Below are 26,135 nucleotides of genomic sequence, written 5' to 3'. Positions count from 1 at the left end.
CTGTTGATGGGCAATCAGCGCCACAGCCCGCTCGGGCGCCAGCGCGGTGGGCGCGTCGCCAAAGCGGATTCCGGCAAAAAATGGGGCGCGCGGAGTGGCAACGCTGATGCTGGCCCAGGCGCCAACGTCAGCAGGCGTGCGATGCGCTCTTGCGTTGCCGGACGCGTGCGCAAGCAGGAGGGCTCGGGATTGCCCCATCCCGGCCATAGCCAGGCACGCCAGGAGCGGCTGACCCGCTCGATTTTCGCCAGCGCGGACGCCAGCCCCTGCGGGTCGCCAGTCAGTTCCGCCGCAAGGCGGTCAGCGTCGAACTCACGCACGCGAGACAAGCCGAGCTGTGCGAGCAGGGCCAGTTGGGGCGATGCGGCCAATAACAATAGACCAGGCCAATAGACCTCCGCCGCGCCAACCAGCAGCGCGGGCAGGCTGAGCAGGATCGCGATCTGTCCCATAAGGGCCAGTAGGCACGTGAGGCGACTGACGGAATCCGCCAGCCCCATGATACGCAGATCCTCATTAGTGATGTGCGCGACCTCGTGCGCGAGCACACCCGCCAGCTCGCGTGGGCTCAGGCTGCGCAGCAGGCCATCGGTGAGGGCGATCGATGCCTCCTGCTTCGATCCGGTGGCGAAGGCGTTGACGACGGCACTGGGCACATAGTGCGGCACCGGCGTGGCGGGCAGCTCGCGCAACAGGGCCCACATCTCGTGGGCTTGTTGCGGGTGCAAGGCCCGTACGCGGTACAGGCGCAAGCTCAGCGCCGACGCGGCTACCGGGTCCAGCAGCAACGCACCTGCAACGGCAAACAGCGCGAGCCACAGGCAGCCTTCCCCAAATGGCAGTCTCCCTGCTGCGGCTGCGATCCCGACCAGGGTCAGGACCAACAGCCCGGTCTGCAGGCGGTTGAGCCAGCGGTGTTGCAAGAGCGCAGTGCGCGGATCACTCGGATGATGACGGGTCATGCTCAGAGGTCTCGGCGGCGCGGTCGCCGCGCTTGCGCAGCAGCCAGTAGGTCGCACCCAGAGCCAGCGTGGCGCCTGCCAGCGCGGCTATCTTTGCGGGGCTCGCGTCGGAGTCGAGGATCACGAACTTGCGGGAGAGTGCGATCACCGCGATCAGGACCACCGTCTTAACCTGGATGATGCTGTCCCGACGCAGCGCCACGCGCACCATGGAATGCTTGAACTCCATCGCGATCAAGAGCGTCATGATCATGCCGAACACGCTCTGGAATACCTTGTGGTCCAGGGGATTGAAGGCATCGAGAACCAGCAGCGTGAAGACGATGGAGATGAGCTGGAACAGCGACACCATGATGATGACGGCGATCACCGCCGACAGCACGAGCGCGACGACCTGCTCGAAGCGCTCGTAAAAACTCATGATGGCCAATTGGTCACGCAAGACCTGAAATGGGTTAAGGCGTTTTGATTTCATGACTATGAACTCCCTGGAAAACGGCTGCTGTCGAGACGGCGGCGCATTGCACTGATGTGTCCTTCAATCAACTCGGTCGACATGCCAAGCGTCGACATCACCTGTTCCGCCAGCCCAATAGCTGCGGCAAAGGATTGCTGATAAACGCGCACGTTAGGCATGGCGCGAAATGCATCGGCCGCGGTCGTACTTCTGCATGACACCCACAAGGTTAGCGCCGGACGGCGCTCGGCAATCGCCTGGGCGATGCGCAACGCTTGCTGGGCATGGGCGAACGTTAGCACCACCAAGTGCGCATGCGTCAAGCCGGCAGCCAGCAAGGTATCGGGCCGACTGGCATCGCCATGGAACACCGGCGCGCCGGCGGCACGCGCGGCCTCTACCTTCTGCGCGTCCGCCTCCAGCAGCAGATGCGCCACGCCGGCGTGGCGAAGAATCTCGCTGACTGTCAGGCCAAGCTCGCCCGCGCCGCAAACGATGACATGGTCTCGATATCGCGTCGTCTGCGCGGCGATCTCGACTTCTTCAGCCTGGGGTGGCTGAATGACGCCGCCGGTGCGGCTCAAGAACCGGGCAAGTACATCGTGATGGCGGATCAGTAGCGGTGCCAGGGCCATGCTGAGCACCAGCGCGACCAGCATGGGTTGGACGACGGTCGCGGGGATCAGATGCTGCTGCAAGACCGTGCCCAACAACAGCAGGGCGAACTCGCCGCCGTGCCCCAACGCTATGCCCGTGCGCCAGGCATCGAGGGCGGACAGGCGCGTCGCCCGCAAGGCCAGCGTATTGAGCAGGATCTTGACCGGTACCAGCACCACCAGCCACGCCAGCACCGCCAGCGGTGCCGAAAGAATCTGTGCTGCGTCCAGTTGCAGGCCGATGGTCACGAAGAACACGCCCGACAACACATCGCGAAACGGCCTGAGGTGGCTTTCCATGTGGTGCCGGAAGTCGCTCTCGCCCAGCACCATCCCGGCGAGGAAGGCCCCCAGGGCGGCGGATACGCCGACCGCGTGCGCAGCAGCGGCGGCAGCCACCACCACGCACAAGGAGACGAGCACGAACGATTCCTCGTGGCCCCGCCGCGCCACCCAGCCCAGCAGGCCATGCAACAGACGGCGCGAGACGAGGGCCGCTGCCGCGAACAGCAGCAGCACACCGAATACTTCGAGCAGCACATGCTCGATCTTCGGCGACTCGCCGCGCGCCCAGATCGCCAGCAAGGCCAGCAGGGGCACGCTGGCCAGGTCCTGAAAGACCAGCACGGCGATGGCACTGCGTCCGTGGCGGGTGGTGAGCTCGCCTTGGTCGGCCAGTTGTCGGCTGACCAGCGCCGTGGACGACATGGCCGCCGCAGTGCCGAGCAGCGCGGCGCTCTGGCCGGGCTGCCCCAGCCACATCAATAGCAGGATCAGCGGCGGGGCCACGGCGATCATCTGCAGAGCGCCCGCCATCAGCACCGTCCTGCGGGCGAGCCAGAAGTCTCCGAGGGAGAATTCCAGTCCGACCATGAACAACAGCAGCGCCACGCCCAGCTCGGACAGAAAGCTCAGCGTCTCCCCCGGCGCGATCACGCCGATGACTGAGGGGCCCAGTACAACGCCGACAGAGAGATACCCCAGCAAGGCGGGCACTCTGAACGCCGCCGTCGCCATCGCCGCCAGGCTGCAAGCTGCCAGCAGGATTAGTGTAGTGCCGAGCAAGCCCTGCATCGGTCAGCGTCCCACTTGCGTCGACGTCCAGCGCACGATGTCCTGCGCGCCCATCACGCCGGCCTGACGGGCGATTTCCCGCCCACCCTGGAACAGGGCAAGCGTCGGGATGCTGCGGATACCGAACTGCGTGGCCAGGTGGGGCTCAGCCTCGGTATTCACCTTCGCCAGCCGGATCCTCGGTTCGAGCTGGTGCGCCGCTTGCTGGAACTGTGGCGCCATCATCTTGCACGGCCCGCACCATGGCGCCCAGAAATCGACCAGCAGCGGCAGATCGCTGCGCTCCACGTGGCGCGAGAACGTCGCCGTGGTCAACTCGATGGGCTCGCCCGTGAACAAGGGCTGCTGGCAGCGGCCACAGTTGGGATGTTCCGATAGCTTCGCAGTCGGTACGCGGTTGATGGACTGGCAATGCGGGCAGACAAGGTGAAGATCATTCTTCATGGTTCGCCTCCTTGGACCACAGTGAGGCTGCCTCGTTTCGGGTCACAGACAATGCCGACCAATCAACGCCTTGGAGCCAATCGTTCCCGTTTTTGCTTACTCCGGCCTCTTCCAGATGAGCAGCGATGAATGCTTCGGCCTGCATGAGCCACCTTCGGACAGCATCTTCCTTACTAGGAATCAGCAGGATTTCAGAGACGCTGCTGGCATTCAGCCCGTCCACACGGATAAGCAGAAAAATGCGCCGCCACAAACGCGGCATGTCCTTCAGCAGGTCAAATGCAAAAGCGAACTCGCTCGACCGATCAATCAGCTCCTCCTGTTCCGCGATCGTTGCGACATCGGGATGCTGACTGCCAGCGAAAATATCGGCCAGCTTGAGTGTGTCATCGTGCTGATAAAATTCGAAGATTTCCTCTTCCACCATGGCCTCGGCCACGTCTTGGGCATCCGGTTCGACCGGCGCGTCCAGAGAAACGAATTCGCCAAATTGCCGGCTGCTTGCCACTTCGTTATCCAGGACGGCGAACAGATGCTTCAAAAGACCGGTGTAAGCCTCTTTTTCCCCCGGCACGGATTGCCATTCCACCTTAGCTCGGACAATCGCTTCATCCACCACGTCGCGCAGCGTCGGATAATCGCGCGGTAAATCGCCGACGGCCCGCAGATAAGCCAGCTCACGCCTTGCGACAGCCTCAAGTTTCGACAGTAGAGGCATTCGGGTCACCTCGGCCTCATGGGCGGCTGATGCGGGTTTTGCGGCAATCCGCACCTTGAGCTCGCGCAAGCGCTCGCGTCGTGCTTTGCGCTTGATTTGATCCTGAGCATGCAGTCGGTCAAAATGCTTCTTGGCCTGACGGAACAACGACTGTGCGAGCATCTGCGCGAGGGGCGTCAGCTCGTCATGTGATGCAGTAACGCTGACAATCTTTTTGCCGGGCAGGTGCATATAGCCACTGGCCAGAAATTGCCGCTTGATCTTGTCGCGATCAAGGACGATTTGAAGTCGCGCTGAATCTTTAGTGTGTTTGTCGAGCAATGGCTTGAGGGCGTGCTCGATCACATTTCCCAAAGCTCTCTGCCAAGGTTCATGAAACTCTTTGTCGATAGCTCGATAGCTATATTGTATCTGCATGTATGACTCCTTCGATGTCATTTCTATGGAGGCATGAATCGAGGATGCTCATATCCATAGATTTTGGTTTGGCACGCTCTTACCCCAGGCGCGTTTGCGAAGACTCCAACTCAAGAACAAAAGCGTGACGCCATAGACTGCCGCATGGAAACCCAACAGCCAGCCTGCGGCCACGAATGACTCGACCGGACGGGTAAAAAATATCCACAAGACGATAGCACCAAGGATAATCGAGAGCAGTCCACTGAGGGCAAGCCAGATTTCACCCTTGATTTCCCGACGCAGCCGAACGGCGGCGGATATCTCCAGCACACCGGTGAAAATCGCCCAGAAGCCCACGCTAGCCCATAAAAAAGAAGCCAAGACTATCGTGGCGACCCAAGGAGCAACCAGGACGACGACGCCCGTAAGTATGCCGACAATGCCGCTGAACAGCAGCCAGCCCCAGCGCTCTTTTTTCTGGATATGGCGCACCGCTGCAAACAAGTTGAACGCGCCATTGACCAAGGAAAATGCGCCGAACATGATGGTCATGGCCAACAGAGCCGATTGTGGCATCCAGAACGCGAGGGCTGCAAAAATCAATGCCAAGACACCGCGCAGCACAAAAAGCCACCAATTTTGGCTCAGCGAACACAGTGCTTTGGTGGGGTCATCCGCATTGGAATTGGCGATGGTGTCTGTTTTCATGCAATATCTCCTAAAGATCTATACAAAATAAAAAATCAAACACTCATGGGACAAGAGAGGGGGCGCTATGCGCCCCCTCTCCAGCGGTTTCAGAACAACCTGGACAGTTTTGCCTTGACTTCATCGAGCCAGCCTTTTCCGCAGCCTCCCCCTCCCGTCTTTTCCTTGATTTTCTTGAGTTCAGCGTACAGGGGCTCAAAGTCCTTCCTTTTTCCATAGCCCAGCAGTTCTGCCATTTCCAACTGCTGCCGGGCTTCGTTCAACAATGTCTCCAGGCGCTCATTGGATGCTTCGCTGCGCTGACCATCTTCTACCAGGGGCTCGGCGCGCTTCAGGAGCAGCTTCGCACGCAGGACGGGCAGCGGAAGCACGCTGCGCTCCTCGACCAGCGTGCTGAGCGCTGACTGCAGCGCGGCTTTGGCTTCTTCGATCTTGCCCTGATCGATCAGCGGCACGACTGCCTTCACGGCTGCGGGATAGGACGCCAAAGGGATGCTGGTGACCGTGATCACGATTTCACTGGCCAGCAAAGCCAGCACGTGGCGAGCCTGTTGCACCTCGCCATGTTTGAGGGCATCCAGCGCCTCGTCGGTCATCGCCTCAATGGTTTCCGTGTTGGCGAACAAGTCGTGCACGATGGTGCGCACATCAACGCCGGCCAGGGCGAGCGTGGGTTCGCGCGCGACGATCAGCTCCAGCTTTCCCGTCACTTCGGCCAGCGTTGCCAATGCGCGTGCAGTGTCCTTGCCGTCAAGTGCGGCCAGCGCTGATTTGGTCAGCGACAAGGCCGAGACTGCCTCATCGAGGACTTGTTTACGTTTGTCTGCCGCCTGCGAGTCCGTTTCTTTCTGAACCTCAGGCTGTACCTCCGTGACGACTTCAGGCTTGGACTCTGGACTGACAGGAAGGCTGCTTACCGCGGCCTGTTCGTTTTTTCCTTCGTTCGTCGCATTGGGATTCGGTGTTTGCTCATTCATGGTGATATGCCTCGTATGAGATAGTGAAAATAGGCGAATCTATTGGGGCTGAATGCGAACATCGCGAGACTGACCGACAGAGCAGTCAGCCCCTTCATCACCTCAAAACAGCTTTTGGATGCGCGTCTTCAACTCGTCGAACCATCCCTTGCCGCTTTTGCCACCAGCCGACTTTTGCTCAATGGACTTCACCTGATCGAAGATGGGTTTGAAGTCCGCCTTCTTGCCATAACCCAGGATCTGCGCCATCTCGATCTCCGTGCGCACGGACGACAGCAAGGTGCTGAGCTCCTCGTTCTGCTTGGCATCGCGCCTGTCGGTCTCGGCCAGCTTTTCAGCTTTTGCCATCGCGGCTTCGGCCCGTAGCACGGGCAGAGGAAAGGCGACCGAGGTCACCACCAGCGTGTTCAGTGCTCGGGCGAGTTCCGCTTTGGCGTTGTCGATCTTGCCGCTGTCGATGAGCCGTGCGGCCGACTTGATCGCTGCCGGGTACGTTGCCATCGGAAGGTTGTCGGTTTGGATTACGATTTCGCTGGCCAGATTGGCAATGATGGGCCGGGCCTTTTGCACCTCGCCATCACCCAACAACTCCCGAGACAACTTGACCGCTTTCTTTACCGATTCCACGTTGGCGTGGATATCGTGGGTGATGACGCGTACATCGACCGGCGCCAAAGCAAGTTTGGCGTCGCGTGCCAATACCAGTTCCAGCTTTCCGCTGGCCAGTTCCAGCGCAGCAAGCGCCTCCTTGGTCTTGTTTGCATCAAGGAGGGTCAAAGCCTCCTGGGTCTTGGTGAGCGCCGTGATGGCGTCTTGAGTGAGCTCGGCACGCTTTTTATCGGCTTCCCGGGCGGCCTTGTCATCTACCTGTGGCTGTGCCGCCTTGGATGCGGCAGAGGGTGCTGAAGCACCTGGGCTAGAACCTGCCGCCGATTGGGCCAGAGCCGGTCCGCTCAGTCCGACGACAACCGCCAGGGCAAGTGCGGAGAAGGTGTATTGTGGCTGTTTGATATTCATGATCTTGGGCTCTTGATTGAAGTTAGTTGACTGAGATTTCAATCTGTTTCGGTTTGGCTTGCTCGGCCTTGACAAGCCGCACTTCCAGCACGCCGTCTTTCATGGAAGCCGTCACCTTGGTCGGATCAACGTTGTCAGGCAAGACAAAGCTGCGCACAAAGCGGCCATAGGCACGTTCGATGCGGTGGAACTTCTTGCCCTGCTCCTCTTTTTCCAGTTTGCGCTCGCCGCTGATGGTGAGCACACCGTTTTCCGCGCTGACGCGCACGGCATCCTTGGGGACCTCCGGCAGATCCAGCTTGAGGAGGAATGCGTTCTCATCCTCGCTGATGTCCGCCATTGGAGCCCAGTCCGCCGTGGTCATGGCTTCGTTGCCGGTACGGGCGCCCTGTCGCTGGGGTATTCGTCCGGACATCGTCGCCAGGCGGTTTTGCAATTCATCCAGTTCCCGGAAGGGGTCCCACGGAGTCAATGCAGACATATCGGTTCTCCTTGAACAATGCCGACGAATTGGATGACGCACTGAACAGAGCCGTCGGTTTACTCTGAATGGCACCTACTACTGTTTTCAGTTCCGAACAAGTCCTTGAGTCAATTGACGGATATCGCTTTCGTCGAGCGTTTCCCGCGCCAGCAGCTCGCGCGCACAGCGCTCCAGCACCGCGCGGTTGATGTCGAGAATCCGGTAGGCGTGCTCGAACACGCCCATCACGATGCGTCGCTCGCCGACTTCTTCTTGCGCGAGCCTTTGCCAGCGTCGCCGTGCGGCGTCTCGGTCGCCTTCGCGACATCCGGCTGCTCCGGCTCGGCCGGGGTCTGCGGTAGCTCTTTGCGTTCGAACACCACGCGTTCGGCCTTGTCGTCCCAGCGTGCGCTGGCGTGATCGCCCTTGCCGATGCTGCCACCGAGCATCTCGCGCGCCAGCGCAGTTTCCAGCTCGCTGCGGATCAGGCGCTTGAGTTCACGCGCACCGAACTCGGGTTTGTAGCCTTCTTCCGCGAAATGGTCGATCAGCGTCTGATCGAAAGTGAGCGTCACGCCCTGGCTGGCGGCGCTGCGCGCCACGCGATCGAGCTGCAGGCCGACGATGTGGCGGATCTCCTCCTTGCCCAGCGCATGGAAGACGATGATCTCGTCGATGCGGTTGAGGAACTCGGGCCGGAAGTGGCCGCGCAGCACGTCCATGACCTCGGCCTTGGTCTTTTCGTACTCCTCGTCGGCCGCCCCACGCGCCTTCAGCCGTCGCTGGATGATGTCCGAACCCAGGTTGGACGTGGCGATGATGATGGTGTTGGTGAAATCCACCACCCGGCCCTTGCCGTCGGTGAGGCGACCGTCGTCGAACACTTGCAGCAGGATGTTGTAGACGTCAGGGTGTGCCTTCTCGATCTCGTCGAGCAGCAGCACGCTGTAGGGCTTGCGCCGCACCTTCTCGGTGAGCTGACCGCCTTCGTCGTAACCGACATAGCCCGGAGGCGCGCCCACCAGCCGCGCCACGGTATGGCGTTCGCCATATTCCGACATGTCGATGCGCAACAGGGCGTGCTCATCGCCGTAGATCGATTCGGCCAATGCCTTGGCGAGCTCGGTCTTGCCCACCCCGGTCGGGCCCAGAAACAGGAAGGTAGCCACCGGTTTGCTGCCTTCGCGCAGGCCGGCGCGGGACAGCCGCACGGCATCGGCCACGGCACGGACCGCCTCGTCTTGTCCCACCAGGCGCTCGTGCAGCCGTTGTTCCAAGTGCAGCAGCTTTTCGCGCTCTTCCACCGTCAACTCGTTGACCGGGATGCCGGTCAGGCGCGAGACGATCTGCGCCACGTGTTCCGCCTTGACCTCGGCACTGCCGGAGGCCCGCTCCCGCTCCCAGTTCTCGACGAGCTTCTTGAGCTCGGCCTCCTTGGCTTCGATGCGCTTGCCGAGCTCGGCGGCCTGGTCGTACTGCTTGCGCGCGGCCACGTAATCCTGTTCACGCCGCAGCTGGTGCAGTTCGGACTCCAGCTCCTGCACGGCCACCGGCCGGGCCGTGGCCGACAGCTTGACGCGCGCGGCCGCCTGGTCGAGCAGGTCGATCGCCTTGTCCGGCAGGAAGCGCGCCGTGATGTAGCGGTCGGACAACTCGGCCGCCGCGATGATCGCGTCCTCGGAGATGCTGACCTTGTGGTGCGCCTCGAAGGTGTCGCGCAGGCCGCGCAGAATCATGATGGCCTGGGCCACCGTCGGCTCGGGCACCGTCACCGGCTGGAAGCGCCGCTCCAGTGCGGCATCCTTCTCGATGTATTTCTGGTACTCGTTCAGCGTCGTGGCGCCGATTAGGTTGAGTTCACCGCGCGCCATCATCGGTTTGAACACGTTGGCCACGTCCAGCCCGCCTTCGCCACCGCCCTGGCCGGCACCGACGATGGTGTGCACCTCGTCGATGAACAAAATCAGCTCGCCCTGGTGCTCGGTCACCTCCTTCAGCACCTTCTGCACGCGCTCCTCGAACTCGCCGCGATATTTGGCGCCGGCCACCATGGCGTTGATGTTGAGTTCCACCAGGCGCTTGTCGCGCAAGGTCTCGGGCACTTCACCCGCCACCATGCGCTGCGCCAGCCCTTCGACGATGGCGGTCTTGCCCACACCCGGCTCGCCGATCAGCACCGGGTTGTTCTTCTTGCGCCGGGCCAGCACCTCGATGGTGGTTTCGATCTCCTGCGCGCGGCCGATCACCGGGTCGAGCTTGCCGTCGCGCGCCATCTTGGTCAGGTCGCGCGAGTACTTGTCGAGTTCTGGCGTGTTGGTCGGCGTCTCAGCGCGGCCATCCTCGGCGCCCTTGCCGACCACCTTGCTGACCTGTTGGCGCAGCGCCTGCGGCGTCAGGCCGTAGCGGCGCAGCAGGTTGGCGGCCAGCCCTTCGCCTTCCTCGGCCAGACCGATCAGGAAATGCTCTGGACCGACATAAGAATGGCCGAGTTCATTGGAGGCCACGAAGGCGCGGCTGAGCGCATCCTTCACGCGCGGCGACACGCCGATCTCGCCCTCGAAGGGCTTGTCCCCGCGCTTGGCCTCAGACTCGATCTGCCGCTTGAGGTCATCGACCTTGATCTTGAACTGACCCAGGATGGTCTTGACCACGTCGCTGTCGGCCAGCGCCAGCAGCAGATGTTCGGTATCCACCTCGGAGCGGCCAAATTCGGCAGCGTGTTTGGCGGCCTCCTGCAGCAAGGCTTCCGACTGTTCGCTGATGCGGCTGGCCAACCCACTGCCGCGACGGCGCGGCGCACCCGAACCTGCGGTGGCGGGCTCGCCAAACGAGGCATCGACCACGTCATCGGTATCGGCGGCAACTGGCGTCGCGTCTTCGCCGATGCGGAAGAAGTCACTGCCGAGGAAGTCCTCGAACAGGCCGCTACGCGAGCCGAACAAGGCTTCCAGCGGCGAAACGGTGCGCTTTTGCTGGCGCACTAATTGCCGGTAATGGTCGTCGCACAACAGCATGGTGCTGTTACGACCGTTGAGATTGGCTTCCACCCGCACGGTGGCGGGTTGGCCGCAGACCTGGCATTGTTTTCTGGCCATGCTGATGCTCCTGAGAAGGTTGACAAGGTTGAGGCGACGAGGCATCGCGAGCCGCGACTCCTCGTCTCGTGCCGGGTTTTTCTTGTGACGAACGAGCCGGCGACGTCAGCCGTTGATCGGGATCGAGCGTCCCTGCTTCGGCGCGCTGACCTCGCGCTTGTCGATCGTGACCGTGAGCACCCCGTTCTTGAACGATGCCTTGATCGAATCCTGGTTGGCGTCGTCAGGCAGGTTCAAGGCACGCTGAAAGCTGCCGTAGGAGCGCTCCACACGGTGGAAGCCACCTTCCTTCTTCTCCTGTTCCTGGCGCTTCTCGCCACGCACCATCAGCACGTCGTTGTCGAGAGTTATCTGGATGTCCTTCTCCTCGACACCGGGCACTTCCAGGGTAATCTTGTACTGCTTGTCGGTTTCCTGGATGTCCAGGGCCGGCTTCAGCATGCCCGACCAATCGGATGGCCACTGCGGCATGTTCAACGCCGGAAAACCGAAGCCCCGGAATGCGTCATCGAACAGCCGGTCGATTTCCCGATGCAGTTGCATGATCGGGCTGACTGGCCCGCTCGCCGCTGGCAGGTCATTGCGCTGCACCGGCAGGGAAGAGACGGTCTGCTGCTCTTGCTGCTCGTTCTTGAACCAGTTCCAGGGAGCCAACTTCTTGAAATCGATGTCCATGTCATACCTCCAGAAAAATTGGAAAACGAGTTACTCAAGCCCTTTGCCTGCTGTGACGGGCAGTGCGCCCAGGCGACACGGGCTGCTCGGATGACTTCTGCTGTTCACGCTTGCGCATCACCTCCTTCTTTGCTCCGGCTCGGGTCTGATCATTGATGCACTGATCGATTTCACTTTGACGAAGCCGCCACGTCCCGCCCATCTTGAAAGCCGGAATTTCCCCGTGTGCGGCGAGCCGATAAAGCGTCCGCTTGCCGACTTTCAAGTACGCAGCCAATTCATCGAGCGTGAAAATCACCTGTAGGTGCACTTTCATCTCACCCTCTCCAATCGCGTCGCTTTGCGGTTCCGGCCAAGGAAATCCTTGCAATACTTTGTAATATTAGACCTACTATGAATAACCTCAAGAGTCAATGTGCAGCGTTCTCCCGCCCCATTGATGCAGGTCAACTGCTCAGGCAATGGACAGCGCCTGGCTCGTCAGCCTGCGTGTGCCACAGGCGCCTCGATCAAACACCGATCCTCACGTTGTAGCCGAGTGCCCGCAGCCCCTTGCTCGTCTGCATGTTCCTTGGCGGAAACTCGTCTGGGCGCGCCCAGACGACGATTTCCCCGAGGCTGCTCAGGCCAACGTGCGGAATTGCCCAGTCGTCGCTGCGGATCGCGTTCCAGAGTCGGGCCGAAACACTTCCGTTGCCCCAGACAACGTAGTTCAACAGTATCCGTCCGGCCAACACACCTTCCCGACACCGCCGCCGAAGGCCATGGCCCATCAAGCGGATTTTCCATGCGCCCTCAGCGCCGTACCTACAGCAAATCTTTCAAGGCTCAGGTCATTCAGGAGTGTTCTGAACCCGGTGCCTCCATCGCAAACATCGCCTTGGGCTACAGCCTCAATGCGGCTTTGTTGAATAAATCGAACTTTTGCTGAGTTGAAGGATCAGATCACGCATCTTCCCGACAACGCAGACCGTTCCGTGGCAAAGCAAAAGTTCAAAATCACCAACTGGCCCACCTACAATAAAGCCCTCATCAACCGTGGCTCCATAACTTTCTGGCTGGATGATGAAGCTATTCAGGCCTGGTATGAGTCGGCAACGCCTTCATCACGGGGAAGACCTCAGCGCTATTCTGATCTCGCCATCACCACCGTTCTGGTCATTAAACGCGTGTTCAGGTTGACCCTGCGGGCTGCACAGGGTTTTATTGATTCCATTTTTACACTGATGAATGTTCCGTTGCGCTGCCCGGATTACACCAGTGTCAGCAAGCGCGCAAAGTCGGTTAATGTCAGTTTCAAAACGTTCACCCGAGGTGAAATCGCGCATCTGGTGATTGATTCCACCGGGCTGAAGGTCTTTGGTGAAGGCGAATGGAAAGTCAAAAAACACGGCAAAGAACGCCGTCGTATATGGCGAAAGTTGCATCTGGCAGTTGACAGCAACACACATGAAATCATCTGTGCAGACCTGTCGCTGAACAATGTGACGGACTCAGAAGCCTTCCCGGGTCTTATCCGGCAGACTCACAGAAAAATCAGGGCAGCATCGGCAGACGGCGCTTACGACACCCGGCTCTGTCACGATGAACTGCGGCGTAAGAAAATCAGCGCGCTTATCCCGCCCCGAAAAGGCGCGGGTTACTGGCCCGGTGAATATGCAGACCGTAACCGTGCTGTTGCGAATCAGCGGCTGACCGGGAGTAATGCGCGGTGGAAATGGACAACAGATTATAACCGTCGCTCGATAGCGGAAACGGCGATGTACCGGGTAAAACAGCTGTTCGGAGGTTCACTGACACTGCGTGACTACGATGGTCAGGTTGCAGAGGCTATGGCCCTGGTACGAGCGCTGAACAAAATGACGAAAGCAGGTATGCCTGAAAGCGTGCGTATTGCCTGAAAACACAACCCGCTACGGGGGAGACTTACCCGAAATCTGATTTATTCAACAAAGCCATCCAGTGCCTGAAAGAAGGCTGGGCATCACAGGCATTTGTCAGGTCGGTGTTACAGACGTTCCGTCATCATGATTATGACGCTTTCCTCATTGAGAAGCATCACCGCAGTATCGTTTATTCAGACGAAATGTGGACTCTGGCCGTCCAGCTGGGGATATCTAAATTCATCAGGCCGCCAAAACTCACACATGAGAGAACACGTATCCGTGTAGAGCCATTCAGTAACGGTGAAAAGGAATACAAATAACATCGCAGAGAAACTGTCAGGCCGATGGATAGCGGCCTGACTACGTTACTTAACCCAGTCTTCCAGAACCAGACCCGGCACCCGCTCAAACTCTCTTGTATTATTCGTCACCAGGATGGCGCCCGCCGCGATGGCGTGTCCGGCAATGGCGGTGTCGTTCGGGCCGATCGGCGTCCCGGCGAGGCGCAGCGCCACCCGGATGTCCGTCGTGGCGTCCACCGCAGCCCGGTCCCAGGGCAGGATGGCATCGAGGCGCGCGCAGAACGCGTCGACCAGCTGAATATGGCGCGGCGAGGCCTTCGGGCCGGTGGCGCCGAAGCGCATCTCGGCATACGTCACGGCCGAGACCACGATGCGATCACCGCGCAGCACCACCTGCTCCAGGCGCTTCAGCACCGCTGCCGGCTGCTCGCGCATGATGAACGAGCAGATGTTAGTGTCGAGCATCCAGGTTTTCTTCATGGATCAAAGCGTCCTTCGTCGCTGACCACATCCTCACGCTGCGCCATAAAGTCCGGATCGGCCCTGTCTAGCTGCGCGAACGAGCCCCAGGTCGGCCGGACGGGACGCAGAATGATGCTGTCCCCTTCCCGGACGATCTCCAGCTCGCTGACGCCGTCAAAATCCAGGTCCCGGGGCAGACGGATGGCGCGGTTATTGCCGTTTTTAAATATCGATACTGTGCGCATGGATGTTCCTCCGGCTGATCATGCATGATGTATGAGTGCATATGTGCAGTATATGCCTGCCGGATGGGTTTGTATAGGTGTAACATATGCAGATGACTGGCATATGCGTATGTCTGCCCTATGCAGATGCGCGGCATATGGATATGCTGTGCATATCCTGCTTTCTCATTTTTCCACCGCAGATCCGAAAACTCCCATACTCGGAAATGCCGTACCTGAGCCGTCAGGCTGACCGGATGATATAGTGAATTCTCGAACCGGAACGGGAGAGTTAAATGGGAAATTATTCAGATTTTGAGACCGAGTTTGTTCAACGAACACTGGCACTTATCGATCAGTATAACGAAATGATTAAGGAGCTGGGCAAGCCCTTCAGGGAGCAGTACAACTACACATTGACCCTGAATTGCCTTCTGGGTCTCATCGTGATGCCGAAAGAGAGGGCGCTCTCTTTCCTGCCCGCTGACCGTTTAACGCAGCAGCTTAAAACCAGCATGGGGTTACAGGAGTCGCAGCTACCCGGACCGGAGATGACTCTGCGTGCTCTTATCCTTAAAATGAGAAATTCTGTGGCTCATTTCAGCGTCCAGGTTGTATCAGTCAGCGACGAGCGTCTTGTCGATCTGATTGCTTTCAGGGATGATCCTGAGGATGAGAATGCCTATGCCACTTTCAGCGCCCCGGAACTTTTACCCTTTCTGAAATATTATGCGACCCTGCTGCTCAACAATATGGCCCGACGTCGAGCCAAAGCTGTTAACTTATTGGATTTTTGAGGGATTTACACAATGTTAATCCTCGATTGCTCCTCACGAACTCAGGCGTTGCATACATTATCTGCCGGGTTTGGCTGTCCCCCTGAAAAGCTGAAAAAAGTGCTGCTTTCGCTTGATCTTGAAAGTATCTACGAGCTTAATCCTCGCCAGTTGGTTGATGCACCTCAGTATCTGAGAGAGTACGTCTGTGCGGAACTGGGCGAACCGGGACCATTCACACGAGCTCTGTGGTTTCATGGTACCCGGACTTTCGCCGGGAATACTTTTCCCGCGGGGTTACTGGCGCTAAATCAGTCTGAATCACTCGCCATGAAAATGTTGCTCGACCTGGCTCCGAATGAGATGGTTCGTAAACACCTTCAGGAATGGAATGTTCCGGGAGGTGTCCCGGATGAGATGTTTCAGCTCAGAACTGACGATAGAACGCACTGGGGGCCTTACGGCCATCTGGTTCGGGAATTACATTTCCACACCAGTGAAAATGGGCAACATGATTATCTCAGGCTACCGGAGCTGGTAGAGGATGTCTGTAACGCATACTTTGAGAACTACGCCCACGATCTTACGCCGCATTACCTCAAGGTGCTTCACCCCTGTATTGTCTGGTTCCAGGCAGATATTATTTATGAAAAGGGTACGCTTGAAACGGCACTTGCATATGCTTATACATCAGTCCGGAATCTACCGCCGGATGGAAACTCAACTTTCGGTATAGACCGTGAGGGGAAATCAGTGTCCAGGTCGTCAATTGCTAAAATAGAGTATCTGCCGCACGGGCAAATTAAATAACGTGAAAAAACAGGCCCGTATATTCGTCACGAATATTCATGACGCAATACTATAGGTGCTGGCAGAATCAGGGCAACACCATCGCAATAGACTGGTGTCAGGAGTATTACCCGGTCAGTGTACACTGTACGGTTATCAATTTTATCACCCGGAGATTAACAATGAGCCATCCTGAAATTCACGTCAAAGACTGGATTGATGTGGGCAACAGTGAGTGTGTGGTGCAACGGCTTCTTCCCCCGGGGTCTCCCTCCGGCGTCTGCATTGTTGTTTTGAATAAAACCAAACCAACCACCCGGATCGTCGGCTGGGACGGCAAAAAATGGTACTTCATGCCCAGCCGTGACTATGGCGGTTATGCAGATGATTATGATCCCTGTGTTCGTGAACTGAAACGGGGCCGTAGCTGACCCCATGAGTTGACATCCTCCCCATCCTTCAGGCAGGGAGGATGTCAAAGCCACTACCTCTGATTGACCGGGATGGTTGCAGCATAGGCCCGCAGGGGAGCATCAACATTACTGACGAGCGCTTCCGCCACTTCCGTCAGTGTCTGGGTAGGCCCGAGCCGGGCGTCCTCCACAGTGTAGCAGTGCATGGAGCAGGTTCCTTCCCGGAAGCGGAACCCCAGGCCGAGTACATTGTTGTGAAAAACAACGGGGGAGCCATAGCCCGGATCAGGCACCAGAATGTGACCATTACAGAACGGCAACTCAAACTGATCAAACTCGCCTGCCGGCAGCGCCTGCGTATTTTCTGTGCGAAGGGTCAGCAGCACCTGGCTGTGTCCTTTCTGGCCGCTTTCATCCTGAAACACAGCGACCCGGCTGTAAACGCCCACCGCATGCGCCTCACTGAGACCATTCGCCGGCGCCTTGCCCATGACTCCGCGCAGCTGGTTGATCTGCTGATAGTAATCCTGCCGACGATACCAGGCTCCCCAGAAACGCGCGATACTGGCCCAGAAGGCTTCAATCGTCTGTTCATCACGACCGGCAACATCACAGAACAGGGCAAAATACAGCGCAGTCCCGCCGTAGAACTGCTGTCCCGGTGGCAAAACCTGGCTGCTTCGCATGCGGAGGTACTGTGCATTACGCAGCAAAATCCGGGTCAGATCATCTTCTGTACGGATGGAAAGCAGGTCGCGGTAGGCCGCTTCAAACTGAGGGGGCTGAGGGACACTGCTCCATGTTGGCAGGACAGTACAGCCGTTATACTGCGCGATGTCCTGATCCAGGGACGCGACAAGCGGGCTCTTAAGGCAGAAGACATGGAGTATACTGCCCATACTGGCATTGACCATTTCACGCAGCAGCGCAGACTGGTTAATGTCCCGTGCTCTGGCCACCTCTTTCAGCGCCTGGCCCTGAGCGGTCGGAATGCCTTTAAGTGAGACCGACACGGTCCCCTGAGACTCGTTTTGTTCAGATGAAGTCTGAAAGTTCATAATGAACCCCTCTTTGACGTTTTAATCTAAAATGAAAATTTTCCTACCAAGTGGATTTTTTACTCCATTCTGTTGGTGGTATTACTTTCTCCTGGATGTAATACCAGTGCAAGATATTTATTACCTTTTCGTTGCTTCTCTTATTCAGATCCGATTTCTGCCGGTTCCGGATCTGATTCAGCCCCGCCGGCGCGCAGCGGCACCATGACACAACATGTAGCGGTGTTACCAGCTGACAACGACGCTATATGTTGTGTCCCTCCCCTGCCCCGTGACCGGCCGCTCACCACCCTAAAAGGGCGCTGTGGTTATTCCCTGACCGTGGTACACTTCCGGAAACTTCGCTGAGCGTAAAAAGTCGGATCCGGGCGGAACAGCCGTCAGGTAATTTAACGGCGTGGCTGTATGGCTGCTTGTTATCTCTAAGGTGATTATTTTGTATGTGAATTTCACGAAGTGAAATTAATGGCGACATAACAGTATGTTTCAGGCGGGCGTGTGTCAGCTGCATCCTTGCGCTATACTGATATGCATATCATTAGTATGTTTTCCGGAGTGCATTATGAAGCAGCGCATCACTGTCACCATAGACAGCGACAGTTATCAGTTACTGAAATCCGCAGACGTCAATATCTCCGCCCTGGTGAACAGGGCCATGCAGAATGAGGCCCGTCGTCTGCGTTCCGAACGCTGGCAGGCTGAAAATCAGGAAGGGATGGCCGAGGTTGCCCGATTTATTGAGATGAACGGTTCATTCGCCGACGAAAACAGGGACTGGTGAGATGCAGTTTAAGGTTTATGCCTATAAAAGAGAGAGCCGCTATCGTCTGTTCGTGGATGTGCAGAGTGACATCATCGATACCCCCGGGCGACGGATGGTGATCCCGCTGGCCAGCGCCCGGCTGCTGTCGGATAAGGTTTCCCGTGAACTCTATCCGGTGGTGCACATCGGGGACGAAAGCTACCGCCTGATGACCACGGACATGGCCAGCGTCACTTCCTCCGTCACCGGGGAGGAAGTGGCCGATCTCAGCCACCGGGAAAATGACATCAAAAATGCGATAAACCTGATGTTCTGGGGAATTTGACAGCCTCCCCGCCCTGAAAGACATCGAGGATGTCAAAACGAAGCATTGCCGCAGAGCTTAACCCTCAGCATGAACTGCCCTCCGGAGCGGATGCCCTGCAGGCTTTCGTGGGGTCAGCTTAAACGAACGGTTCACACAAAAACCCTTAAGCCAGTAACATTTACGCAACGGGACAAAAAGGCCGGTATGGAAGCGAAAACGGAAACCTTCATAAAAACGTCTGTTGATGATAACGGCATGTGGATGCTGACCGTCCCGGCGGGGAGTGCGGGCGACGAAACGGTGGTTGTGGTCGTCAGACGGGTGGAGGAATGTCGTTACGGGTCAGAGGACTCGCCAGGGGCACATGTGTCGATCACCTCCAGCCTGACGCTGTACGGTGAAGGACAAGGAACACCGCAGACCATTGTCGCGAAGTTCGTGCCCGGCACGGTGGAACTGTTCAGTGTCGAATTTATGCTGAAAGAATTTTTACCCCGTGGTCGCGGGGTGGGCAGCTGGATCATGCAGCAGATGGTGCTCTGGACCCGCTCCCTGCCGCCGGAAACGCTGGTCGGAAGAATCGACATCTCGTCCGTGGATGCGAAAAACATTCACAATCTGATCCGCCGGAGCAGACTATGGCGCGGGCTGGGGTTCCGGTTCCCGCCGGGGGATACCAGCTCAATGCCGCTGCGGGCAGACGAACTGCAGTTGCCGCGGGGCAGGTGTTCAACGCTCCGGGTGGAGCCCCTGGTATCCGCGGTACGCCGGCTGGAAGACTGTTATCGCGGGCTGCAGGAAAAAATCGTGCAGCTCGAAGGCAAAAAACGGTCGCAAAAACAGTTAATTACTTCACTTCAGAATCGTCCATTTTATCATCTGTTGCACAGGAAAGGGGGCCAGCTCCCGGACGAGAAATGTGACGCCCTGCCGCTGCGGGCAGAAAAACTGTCTCTGCCGCAGAGCGGGGATTCAGACCTGGAGGTGGCGCAACGGGCAGCCGGGGTCATCCGGCTGGCTACCCTGTGTGCTCAGTCGCAGAAAAGAATCCTGGAGCTGGAAAGGGAGCTTGCCTCGCAAAGTGAGGAGCTCGTTGACCTGCAGGCACATCCCTTTTTTAACCTGCGGGATAAATACCGCGACCAGATCCTGTTCTGGGGATGGGGGATGGGTTTTCTGTGCTTTATCTACTGGATGTTGGTGTCATGAATGTTCCCGTTCCATAGCAACCCACTGAAGAGGAGTGAAACCTGTGCCCGAAAATATCGTGTCTACCGTCATTGACGGGGTAGTTTTGTTTGCGACTTCGTCTGTTTTCTGGCTGGTTAGTCATCCTGACTCCGGTAATATTACGAAGAAAATTCTCGGCAAAGAAAAAAGTTAACAGAAATTATGAATAACCTGGTTCCAGTTGGATCTCCGGCATCTCCCGGAACATTGCTCCCGGTGGCCATCGATTACCCTGCCGCCCTCGCCCTGCGCCAGATGGCGCTCGTGCAGGATGAACTGCCGAAATACCTGCTGGCGCCGGAAGTCAGCGCCCTGCTCCATTACGTGCCGGATCTTCACCGCAAGATGCTGCTGGCAACCCTCTGGAACACCGGCGCGCGTATCAACGAGGCGCTGGCGCTGACCCGGGGGGATTTTTCGCTGGCGCCGCCGTATCCGTTCGTACAGCTGGCCACCCTCAAGCAGCGTACCGAGAAAGCGGCCAGGACGGCAGGTCGTGCCCCCGCAGGCAGTCAGATCCATCGTCTGGTTCCCCTTTCCGATCACCACTATGTCAGCCAGCTGCAGATGATGGTGGCGACCCTGAAAATTCCGCTGGAAAGACGAAACAAGCGCACCGGCAGAATGGAGAAGGCGCGTATCTGGGAGATCACAGACCGTACCGTGCGCACCTGGCTTAGCGAAGCGGTGGAGGCCGCAGCGGCCGACGGGGTGACGTTCTCAGTACCGGTTACCCCCCATACGTTCCGTCACTCCTACGCGATGCATATGCTGTATGCCGGCATACCACTGAAGGTTTTGCAGAGCCTGATGGGCCACAAATCGATTAGCTCGACGGAAGTCTATACGAAGGTGTTCGCACTTGATGTTGCTGCGCGGCATCGAGTTCAGTTTCAGATGCCCGAAGCGGATGCGGTAGCCATGCTGAAAGGGAATATTTAAGTACTTAGGAGAATGATGCTGGCGAACGTCCTGCTCGCCGGGGAGGTCTGTCAGACGTTATCTGGACCAGCTGACGGGAATATCTGCTCTGTATTCCTCATACTGCTCATAGATCGCATGCTGAAGCATCGTAATACGTTCTGACAACCTGTTGGCGTCCGACATATGCCGCCATTCCCCCTCAATAGTGGTTTTCTGTCCATCCGGGAGATTGAGCGTGATCAATACCTTTGTATCACGAATAATCACCCCGTCAGTGAAAGAATTAAGACCACTCCTTACGGTATTATCTATCTGTATAGTTTCAAGTTTCATCTTGTTACATCCTGTTGACCGGATCCCAAGCATAGATATCTGAATTCAAATTGCCTAGTGAAATGTCTGGATATGCCGCATTTTTCCCCTTATACAGCGAAGCTGGCCAAAGGCCAGCCCGCATGGATTTATCGCTTTTGCCAGTAGATCAGCATGGCAAGGAACAGGATTGTTGCCCCCTGAGAAGCGGGAGAAGCGGTCAGGAAAGTTTCCAGCAATGACATTATCGTAAAACTCCGCATTATTAATTTCAGGTGTGTGACTCAGGGGCCTTAGTCCCCCTTTTACAGGAAGTAGTGTTCTGTCACGACGGGAGCCAGGGTTAATAAAAACGATTCGAGTATGTCTGCAGGGACGATAGAAATCTTCGTGCGGGTTGTCTCGCTGTAGCGGGCTCTGGAGAGCGACTCGGGGGAGGAGTAGTATCTTCCGGCCACGGATATGATCGAGCCAGCAGTGCTCGCCGCAGCCGAGCGACAGGGCGAAGCCCCGAGTGAGCGAGGAAGCACCAGGGAACAGAACTCATAAATTCTGCATACGCTCAATGGCTGAAAAATCACCTCCCCTAGGGTTATCCACTTATCCACGGGGATATTTTTATAAGATCTTTTTTAATAGTTGTTAGATCTTTATTTTTAGAATGCCCACAGGCCTTTATCCATGCGGGTTCCAGAGAGGGATCTGTGACAAACCGCCCTTTCAGTGTGACAAATCACCCTCAAATAGCCGTCCTTTCTGTGACAAGTTGCCCTTAACTCTGTGACAAATTGCCCTCAGGAAGCGTTGCTTTTCACAAAGTTATCCCTCCCTGTTGACTCTGTTTTATAAAGTGTGACAATCTGAAAACCTGTCACACTTCACATGGACCTGTCATGGCGGAAATAGCGGTTATAAACCATAAAAAACGTAAAAATAGCCCGCGGATTGTCCAGTCAAATGAGCTGACTGAGGCGGCATATAGTCTCTCCAGGGATCAAAAGCGTATGCTGTATCTGTTCGTTGACCAGATCAGAAAATCCGACGGCTCCCTGCAGGAACATGACGGCATCTGCGAAATTCATGTTGCTAAATACGCTGAAACATTCGGGCTGACCTCCGCTGAAGCCAGTAAGGATATACGACAGGCTTTAAAAGGTTTTGCGGGCAAGGAAGTGGTTTTCTATCGCCCTGAAGAGGATGCCGGCGATGAAAAAGGGTATGAATCCTTTCCCTGGTTTATCAAACGTGCGCACAGTCCATCCAGAGGGCTTTACAGCGTACATATCAACCCCTATCTCATTCCCTTCTTCATCGGGCTACAGAACCGGTTTACGCAGTTCCGGCTCAGTGAAACAAAAGAGATTACCAATCCGTATGCCATGCGTTTATACGAATCCCTGTGTCAGTACCGTAAACCTGATGGCTCTGGTGTCGTGTCCCTGAAAATCGACTGGATCATGGAGCGCTACCAGCTACCCCAAAGTTATCAGCGTATGCCGGATTTTCGCCGTCGTTTCCTGCAGGCAAGTGTTGATGAGATCAATAGCCGGACACCTATGCGCCTCTCTTACATCGAGAAAAAGAAAGGTCGCCAGACGACTCATATAGTATTTTCCTTCCGTGATATCACCTCGATGACAACAGAATAGCCTGAGGGTTATCTGTCACAGATTTGAGGGTGGTTCGTCACATTTGATCTGGAAGGTTGAGGGTGATTTGTCACAGTTTTGCTGTTCCCTCCCTGGCATCCTGCGCTTACTCATAGTTTTTTTGGCTGTAACCGGTAGTGGAGCCAGAATTGAGGGCAATTTGTCACCATATCCTGAGGGTAGTTTGTCACAGTTAAATGAGTGCAGTTTGTCACACTAGATTTTCCCCCTCTTCCCGTTAGTCAAATGACATGAGGGCAAGTTCGACATAATTAATGAGGGCAGATTGTCACATTTGTTGCCCTGAACACGCTATCTGTGTGTGCCTATACATGTGGTGTTTCCCGCGGCCCTGGCCGTCCGCGTAGTTGACCTGTTTCCCACAGTCCGCGCCGTCTGCAAAGTTGACCCGTTTCCCATAGTCCGGGCCGTCCGCGTAGTTGACCTGTTTCCCACAGTCCGGGCCGTCCGCGGAGTTGACCTGTTTCCCATAGTCCGGGCCGTCTGCAAAGTTAACCTGTTTCCCACAGTCCGGGCCGTCCGCGGAGTTGACCTGTTTGCCATAGTCCGGGCCGTCCGTAAAGTTGACCTGTTTCCCACAGTCCGGGCAGTCCGTAAAGTTGACCTGTTTCCCACAGTCCCGGCCGCCCGCGAAGTTGACCTGTTTCCCACACTCCCGGCCGCCCGTGAAGTTGACCTGTTTCCCATAGTCCGGAGCGTCCATTAAAGTTGACCTGTTTCCCACAGAGGATGGAAAACTCTTCTTGTGCTGAGCGTAAGAGCTATCTGCCGGAACGGTTCCTCTTCGCTTCCTCGCCAGTTCGCTCGCTACGCTCGGTTACATGGCTGCGGCGAGCGCTGATACATAAGGCTCAGCATTGCACCGGTCGTAACTAAAATCAGAATCCTTCTGAATGACCCTCCTGTCTTGCATGTTGGATACCTTTCTCAAAGCCCTTTTGTATGAGTTGTTGTTGATGGTCAAAAGTGCGTCTGCGTGTTGCTGCAGTGTGATTTAGTAGCACGCCCGTCGAGCTTCATCCCCCTCCTGTTGAGAGCGAAATCAAAACAATATGATTTTTTGCTTGCAACATGACTCTTTTTGTTCAAAATGACAAAAAACGTCATGAGGTGATAAATGGACAATATTGAGCAGTTACGGAAAGTCGCTACACGTGCAGGTAAGCTTCTGACATCTTTGAGCGAAAGTATTCGCCAGCAAAAAGAGGAATTGAAGCTTACCGAGTTCTATCAGGAATACAGCAAAGCCGCTCTGTATAAGCTGCCTAAGCTCAGTAAAGGCAGTGTTGAGTATGCTGTGTCCGAAATGGAAGCCGGTGGCTACATTTTTAAAAAGAAACCTTCTGGTAATACGATGAAATACGCGATGACGATTCAGAATGTCATCGATCTGTATAACCATCGTAAAGTACCGAAGTACAGGGATCGCTTCGATAAAGCCTTTACGATTTTTGTTTGTAATCTTAAAGGTGGTGGTTCCAAGACAGTTACTACCGCTTCATTATCACATGCTTTTCGAGCTCATCCTCAGCTTCTGTTCGAGGACCTGCGTATTCTGGCCATCGATTTCGATCCGCAGGCATCTCTGACGATGTTCCTGAGCCATGAGAATTCAGTGGGCCTGGTTGAAAATACGGCGGCTCAGGCCATGCTCCAGAACGTGTCTCGTGAAGAATTACTTTCCGATTTTATAGTACCGTCTATTATCCCTGGTGTTGATGTAATCCCCGCTTCCATTGACGATGCATTCCTTGCTGAAGGCTGGAAGGGATTGTGTGAAGAACATCTCCCAGGGAAAAATATTCATGCTGTGCTTAAAGAGAACATTATCGATAAGCTCCAGCATGACTACGACTTTATTTTCCTTGATAGTGGTCCTCACCTTGATGCGTTCCTGAAAAACTGCATTGGGGCGGCAGACCTGATGTTGACCCCTCTTCCACCGGCTACGGTTGATTTTCATTCTTCCCTGAAGTTTGTGGCCAGCCTCCCTGCCCTCATAGATTCCATCGAAATGGATGGGCACACCTGCAATCTCATCGGTAATGTCGGCTTCATGTCCAAGATCCTGAACAAATCTGATCACAAAATTTGCCATAGTCAGGCCAAAGAGGTTTTCGGTGCCGATATGCTAGACATGGTTCTGCCGAGACTGGATGGTTTCGAACGCTGTGGGGAGACTTTTGACACAGTTATTTCAGCAAATCCAGCAACCTATGATGGAAGTACAGAGGCACTAAAAAGCGCAAAATCAGCAGCGGAAGACTTTGCGAAGGCAGTCTTTGATCGCATCGAGTTCATTCGTACTAACGGAGGTATGTGATGTCGAATGAGAAAAGAAAAACCATCGGCAGACAGTTAAATACCCAGGCGTCAATGGTGGAAATGACGGACACCGGTAGAAGCCAGGTATTTACCTTAAAAACCGGCAGGAAGGTAACGTTCAGGTTTGTTCGGGTGCCTGCATCTGAAGTTGAAAGTAAGACCTTCGTAAACCAGGAAAACAACGGAAGAGATCAACTTGCACTGACCAGGGAGTCCCTGAAATCCATTATCCAGACGATTAAGTTTCAGCAGTTCTTTCCCTGTATTGGTATTAAGCAAAGTGAAAGGATTGAGATACTGGATGGTTCAAGACGGCGAGCCTCAGCAATTTTTGTCCGTACAGGCCTTGATGTAATGGTTACCGAAGAACATTTATCAGCTGATGAAGCTCGCCAACTGGCTAAAGATATCCAGACAGCTAAAGAACATAATCTTCGGGAGATTGGCCTGAGATTGATCGCTCTTAAAGAGTCCGGATTTAATCAAAAGGAAATTGCTGAACTGGAGGGGTTATCTCAGGCTAAAGTTACCAGGGCGCTGCAGGCGGCGGCCGTACCGCAAGACTTGATTTCTCTGTTCCCGGTTCAGTCGGAGCTATCGTTTAGTGACTATAAACTTCTTTTGGAAGTTAATGAAAAACTCAGTGAAAAGGGATTAACGCCTGAAGAACTCATTCAGTCTGTATCAGCTCAGCTCGATGCAATTTTGAGTGATGGCGAGCGACCAGAAGACGAACAGAAAGCCAGTATACTGAAGCTGATTTCTCAGGCATCTCAGGCATTGATAGATCCATCTCCCAAGGAAAAGTCAGTGGTCTCTCCACTCTGGTCTTTTGAGGAAAAGGACAAGTTCGCGCGTAAGCGTGTGAAAGGGCGCACGCTGACTTATGAGTTTAGCCGTATGTCAAAAGTGATTCAGGATGAACTGGACAAGGCTATCAACGAGGTCCTTGACAGAAATTTGAGTCAATAATTTCGCCATGGCGATTTCACATCTAACTTATTGTAATTAGGGAGTTTAGGCTGATAATTTCAAGGTGAAATCGCCAA

31 protein-coding genes are annotated in these 26,135 nt (G+C 56.0%); 11 read left to right on the top strand and 20 right to left on the bottom strand.

Going from position 1 to position 26,135, the window contains the following annotated elements; all coding sequences use genetic code 11:
* Positions 1-14 precede the first annotated feature (14 nt).
* From L383_RS00425 to L383_RS0124440, 14 genes are all read right to left on the bottom strand, one after another.
* Positions 15-962 (bottom strand): zinc metalloprotease HtpX, encoded by a 948-nt coding sequence (locus L383_RS00425; protein WP_023332903.1) that lies wholly within the window; start codon positions 960-962, stop codon positions 15-17.
* Complete coding sequence (gene psiE-GI, locus L383_RS00430) at positions 940-1,437, bottom strand: heat resistance protein PsiE-GI (RefSeq protein WP_023332904.1); 498 nt, start codon at positions 1,435-1,437, stop codon at positions 940-942. The genes L383_RS00425 and psiE-GI overlap by 23 nt, the downstream gene beginning before the upstream one ends.
* Before the next feature lie 2 nt (positions 1,438-1,439).
* A complete protein-coding gene (gene kefB-GI, locus L383_RS00435) occupies positions 1,440-3,149 on the bottom strand; it encodes a heat resistance system K+/H+ antiporter KefB-GI (protein WP_023326110.1) in 1,710 nt (569 codons plus the stop codon).
* Between the two features lie 3 nt (positions 3,150-3,152).
* Complete coding sequence (trx-GI, locus tag L383_RS00440; RefSeq protein ID WP_000786816.1) at positions 3,153-3,593, bottom strand: heat resistance system thioredoxin Trx-GI; 441 nt, start codon at positions 3,591-3,593, stop codon at positions 3,153-3,155.
* Positions 3,583-4,728 carry a hypothetical protein gene (locus tag L383_RS00445; protein ID WP_023326111.1) on the bottom strand — a complete coding sequence of 382 codons (1,146 nt, stop codon included), beginning with the start codon at positions 4,726-4,728 and terminating at the stop codon, positions 3,583-3,585. Before L383_RS00445 ends, trx-GI begins: the two co-directional genes overlap by 11 nt.
* Before the next feature lie 48 nt (positions 4,729-4,776).
* On the bottom strand, positions 4,777-5,418 hold the full coding sequence (gene hdeD-GI, locus L383_RS00450; RefSeq protein WP_023329026.1) for a heat resistance membrane protein HdeD-GI: 642 nt from the start codon (positions 5,416-5,418) through the stop codon (positions 4,777-4,779).
* Positions 5,419-5,507: 89 nt separating this feature from the next.
* Positions 5,508-6,395 carry a heat resistance protein YfdX2 gene (gene yfdX2, locus L383_RS00455; protein WP_013307890.1) on the bottom strand — a complete coding sequence of 296 codons (888 nt, stop codon included), beginning with the start codon at positions 6,393-6,395 and terminating at the stop codon, positions 5,508-5,510.
* Positions 6,396-6,497: 102 nt separating this feature from the next.
* Complete coding sequence (yfdX1, locus tag L383_RS00460) at positions 6,498-7,412, bottom strand: heat resistance protein YfdX1 (RefSeq protein ID WP_023332905.1); 915 nt, start codon at positions 7,410-7,412, stop codon at positions 6,498-6,500.
* Positions 7,413-7,434: 22 nt separating this feature from the next.
* Complete coding sequence (hsp20-GI, locus tag L383_RS00465) at positions 7,435-7,893, bottom strand: small heat shock protein sHSP20-GI (protein WP_004118778.1); 459 nt, start codon at positions 7,891-7,893, stop codon at positions 7,435-7,437.
* Positions 7,894-7,980: 87 nt separating this feature from the next.
* Entirely contained in the window at positions 7,981-8,121 is a 141-nt protein-coding gene (locus tag L383_RS26165; protein WP_016154560.1) for a hypothetical protein, read from the bottom strand.
* Entirely contained in the window at positions 8,121-10,970 is a 2,850-nt protein-coding gene (gene clpK / locus L383_RS00470; protein ID WP_023332906.1) for a heat shock survival AAA family ATPase ClpK, read from the bottom strand. Before clpK ends, L383_RS26165 begins: the two co-directional genes overlap by 1 nt.
* Positions 10,971-11,075: 105 nt before the next feature.
* Positions 11,076-11,645 (bottom strand): small heat shock protein sHSP20, encoded by a 570-nt coding sequence (gene hsp20, locus L383_RS00475; protein ID WP_023332907.1) that lies wholly within the window; start codon positions 11,643-11,645, stop codon positions 11,076-11,078.
* A 34-nt stretch (positions 11,646-11,679) separates the two neighbouring features.
* Positions 11,680-11,961 carry a helix-turn-helix domain-containing protein gene (locus L383_RS26230; RefSeq protein ID WP_023332908.1) on the bottom strand — a complete coding sequence of 94 codons (282 nt, stop codon included), beginning with the start codon at positions 11,959-11,961 and terminating at the stop codon, positions 11,680-11,682.
* A gap of 193 nt (positions 11,962-12,154) precedes the next feature.
* Complete coding sequence (locus L383_RS0124440) at positions 12,155-12,418, bottom strand: hypothetical protein (RefSeq protein WP_001295708.1); 264 nt, start codon at positions 12,416-12,418, stop codon at positions 12,155-12,157.
* 159 nt (positions 12,419-12,577) lie between these two features.
* Between L383_RS0124440 and L383_RS00485 the strand changes: the two genes are divergently transcribed.
* Positions 12,578-13,546 carry an IS5 family transposase gene (locus tag L383_RS00485; protein ID WP_016151349.1) on the top strand — a complete coding sequence of 323 codons (969 nt, stop codon included), beginning with the start codon at positions 12,578-12,580 and terminating at the stop codon, positions 13,544-13,546.
* A gap of 350 nt (positions 13,547-13,896) precedes the next feature.
* Here the strand turns inward: L383_RS00485 and L383_RS00490 are convergent, their stop codons facing one another.
* Entirely contained in the window at positions 13,897-14,313 is a 417-nt protein-coding gene (locus tag L383_RS00490) for a type II toxin-antitoxin system VapC family toxin (protein WP_000754567.1), read from the bottom strand.
* Positions 14,310-14,540: a type II toxin-antitoxin system VapB family antitoxin gene (vapB, locus tag L383_RS00495; RefSeq protein WP_023293777.1), complete on the bottom strand. Its 231-nt coding sequence runs from the start codon at positions 14,538-14,540 to the stop codon at positions 14,310-14,312. Before vapB ends, L383_RS00490 begins: the two co-directional genes overlap by 4 nt.
* 275 nt (positions 14,541-14,815) lie before the next feature.
* Here vapB and L383_RS00500 point away from each other — a divergent pair, with 275 nt between their 5' ends.
* The 3 genes from L383_RS00500 to L383_RS00510 all read left to right on the top strand — a co-directional run bounded on the left by L383_RS00500 (position 14,816) and on the right by L383_RS00510 (position 16,515).
* On the top strand, positions 14,816-15,316 hold the full coding sequence (locus L383_RS00500) for a HEPN family nuclease (protein ID WP_021312477.1): 501 nt from the start codon (positions 14,816-14,818) through the stop codon (positions 15,314-15,316).
* 12 nt (positions 15,317-15,328) lie between these two features.
* Positions 15,329-16,105, top strand: coding sequence for a hypothetical protein (locus L383_RS00505; RefSeq protein WP_021312478.1), 777 nt, complete (start codon positions 15,329-15,331; stop codon positions 16,103-16,105).
* A 161-nt stretch (positions 16,106-16,266) separates the two neighbouring features.
* On the top strand, positions 16,267-16,515 hold the full coding sequence (locus L383_RS00510) for a hypothetical protein (protein WP_023332841.1): 249 nt from the start codon (positions 16,267-16,269) through the stop codon (positions 16,513-16,515).
* A 53-nt stretch (positions 16,516-16,568) separates the two neighbouring features.
* On the opposite strand, the gene L383_RS26480 is transcribed toward L383_RS00510, so the two are convergent.
* A complete protein-coding gene (locus L383_RS26480; RefSeq protein ID WP_021312480.1) occupies positions 16,569-17,555 on the bottom strand; it encodes a hypothetical protein in 987 nt (328 codons plus the stop codon).
* A gap of 562 nt (positions 17,556-18,117) precedes the next feature.
* Between L383_RS26480 and ccdA the strand changes: the two genes are divergently transcribed.
* The 4 genes from ccdA (at position 18,118) to L383_RS00530 (ending at position 20,797) form a co-directional block, all read left to right on the top strand.
* Complete coding sequence (ccdA, locus tag L383_RS00515; RefSeq protein WP_001568025.1) at positions 18,118-18,336, top strand: type II toxin-antitoxin system antitoxin CcdA; 219 nt, start codon at positions 18,118-18,120, stop codon at positions 18,334-18,336.
* A gap of 1 nt (position 18,337) precedes the next feature.
* Positions 18,338-18,643 (top strand): type II toxin-antitoxin system toxin CcdB, encoded by a 306-nt coding sequence (ccdB, locus tag L383_RS00520; protein ID WP_013023785.1) that lies wholly within the window; start codon positions 18,338-18,340, stop codon positions 18,641-18,643.
* A gap of 186 nt (positions 18,644-18,829) precedes the next feature.
* On the top strand, positions 18,830-19,834 hold the full coding sequence (locus tag L383_RS00525) for a hypothetical protein (protein WP_001568027.1): 1,005 nt from the start codon (positions 18,830-18,832) through the stop codon (positions 19,832-19,834).
* Positions 19,835-20,017: 183 nt separating this feature from the next.
* Positions 20,018-20,797 (top strand): site-specific integrase, encoded by a 780-nt coding sequence (locus L383_RS00530; RefSeq protein WP_001568028.1) that lies wholly within the window; start codon positions 20,018-20,020, stop codon positions 20,795-20,797.
* A gap of 57 nt (positions 20,798-20,854) precedes the next feature.
* Here L383_RS00530 and L383_RS00535 read toward each other — a convergent pair whose 3' ends face one another.
* Both L383_RS00535 and L383_RS26155 read right to left on the bottom strand, forming a co-directional pair.
* Complete coding sequence (locus L383_RS00535; protein ID WP_000764642.1) at positions 20,855-21,112, bottom strand: hypothetical protein; 258 nt, start codon at positions 21,110-21,112, stop codon at positions 20,855-20,857.
* Between the two features lie 128 nt (positions 21,113-21,240).
* Positions 21,241-21,354: a hypothetical protein gene (locus L383_RS26155; protein ID WP_014343462.1), complete on the bottom strand. Its 114-nt coding sequence runs from the start codon at positions 21,352-21,354 to the stop codon at positions 21,241-21,243.
* A 630-nt stretch (positions 21,355-21,984) separates the two neighbouring features.
* Here L383_RS26155 and repE point away from each other — a divergent pair.
* A complete protein-coding gene (gene repE / locus L383_RS00540; RefSeq protein ID WP_001568031.1) occupies positions 21,985-22,740 on the top strand; it encodes a replication initiation protein RepE in 756 nt (251 codons plus the stop codon).
* A gap of 289 nt (positions 22,741-23,029) precedes the next feature.
* On the opposite strand, the gene L383_RS0124430 is transcribed toward repE, so the two are convergent.
* Positions 23,030-23,464, bottom strand: coding sequence for a hypothetical protein (locus L383_RS0124430; RefSeq protein ID WP_021312407.1), 435 nt, complete (start codon positions 23,462-23,464; stop codon positions 23,030-23,032).
* A gap of 414 nt (positions 23,465-23,878) precedes the next feature.
* On the opposite strand from L383_RS0124430, the gene L383_RS00545 reads away from it, so the two are divergent.
* Together L383_RS00545 and L383_RS00550 are read left to right on the top strand one after the other, a co-directional pair.
* Positions 23,879-25,084 carry an AAA family ATPase gene (locus L383_RS00545; protein ID WP_009484138.1) on the top strand — a complete coding sequence of 402 codons (1,206 nt, stop codon included), beginning with the start codon at positions 23,879-23,881 and terminating at the stop codon, positions 25,082-25,084.
* Positions 25,084-26,058, top strand: coding sequence for a ParB family protein (locus tag L383_RS00550; RefSeq protein WP_021312406.1), 975 nt, complete (start codon positions 25,084-25,086; stop codon positions 26,056-26,058). The genes L383_RS00545 and L383_RS00550 overlap by 1 nt, the downstream gene beginning before the upstream one ends.
* Positions 26,059-26,135: the final 77 nt, after the last annotated feature.

This window comes from Enterobacter sp. MGH 37, assembly GCF_000534515.1.
Taxonomy (GTDB): Bacteria; Pseudomonadota; Gammaproteobacteria; order Enterobacterales; family Enterobacteriaceae; genus Enterobacter; species Enterobacter kobei.
This window is presented reverse-complemented; position numbering and strand designations above follow the sequence as displayed.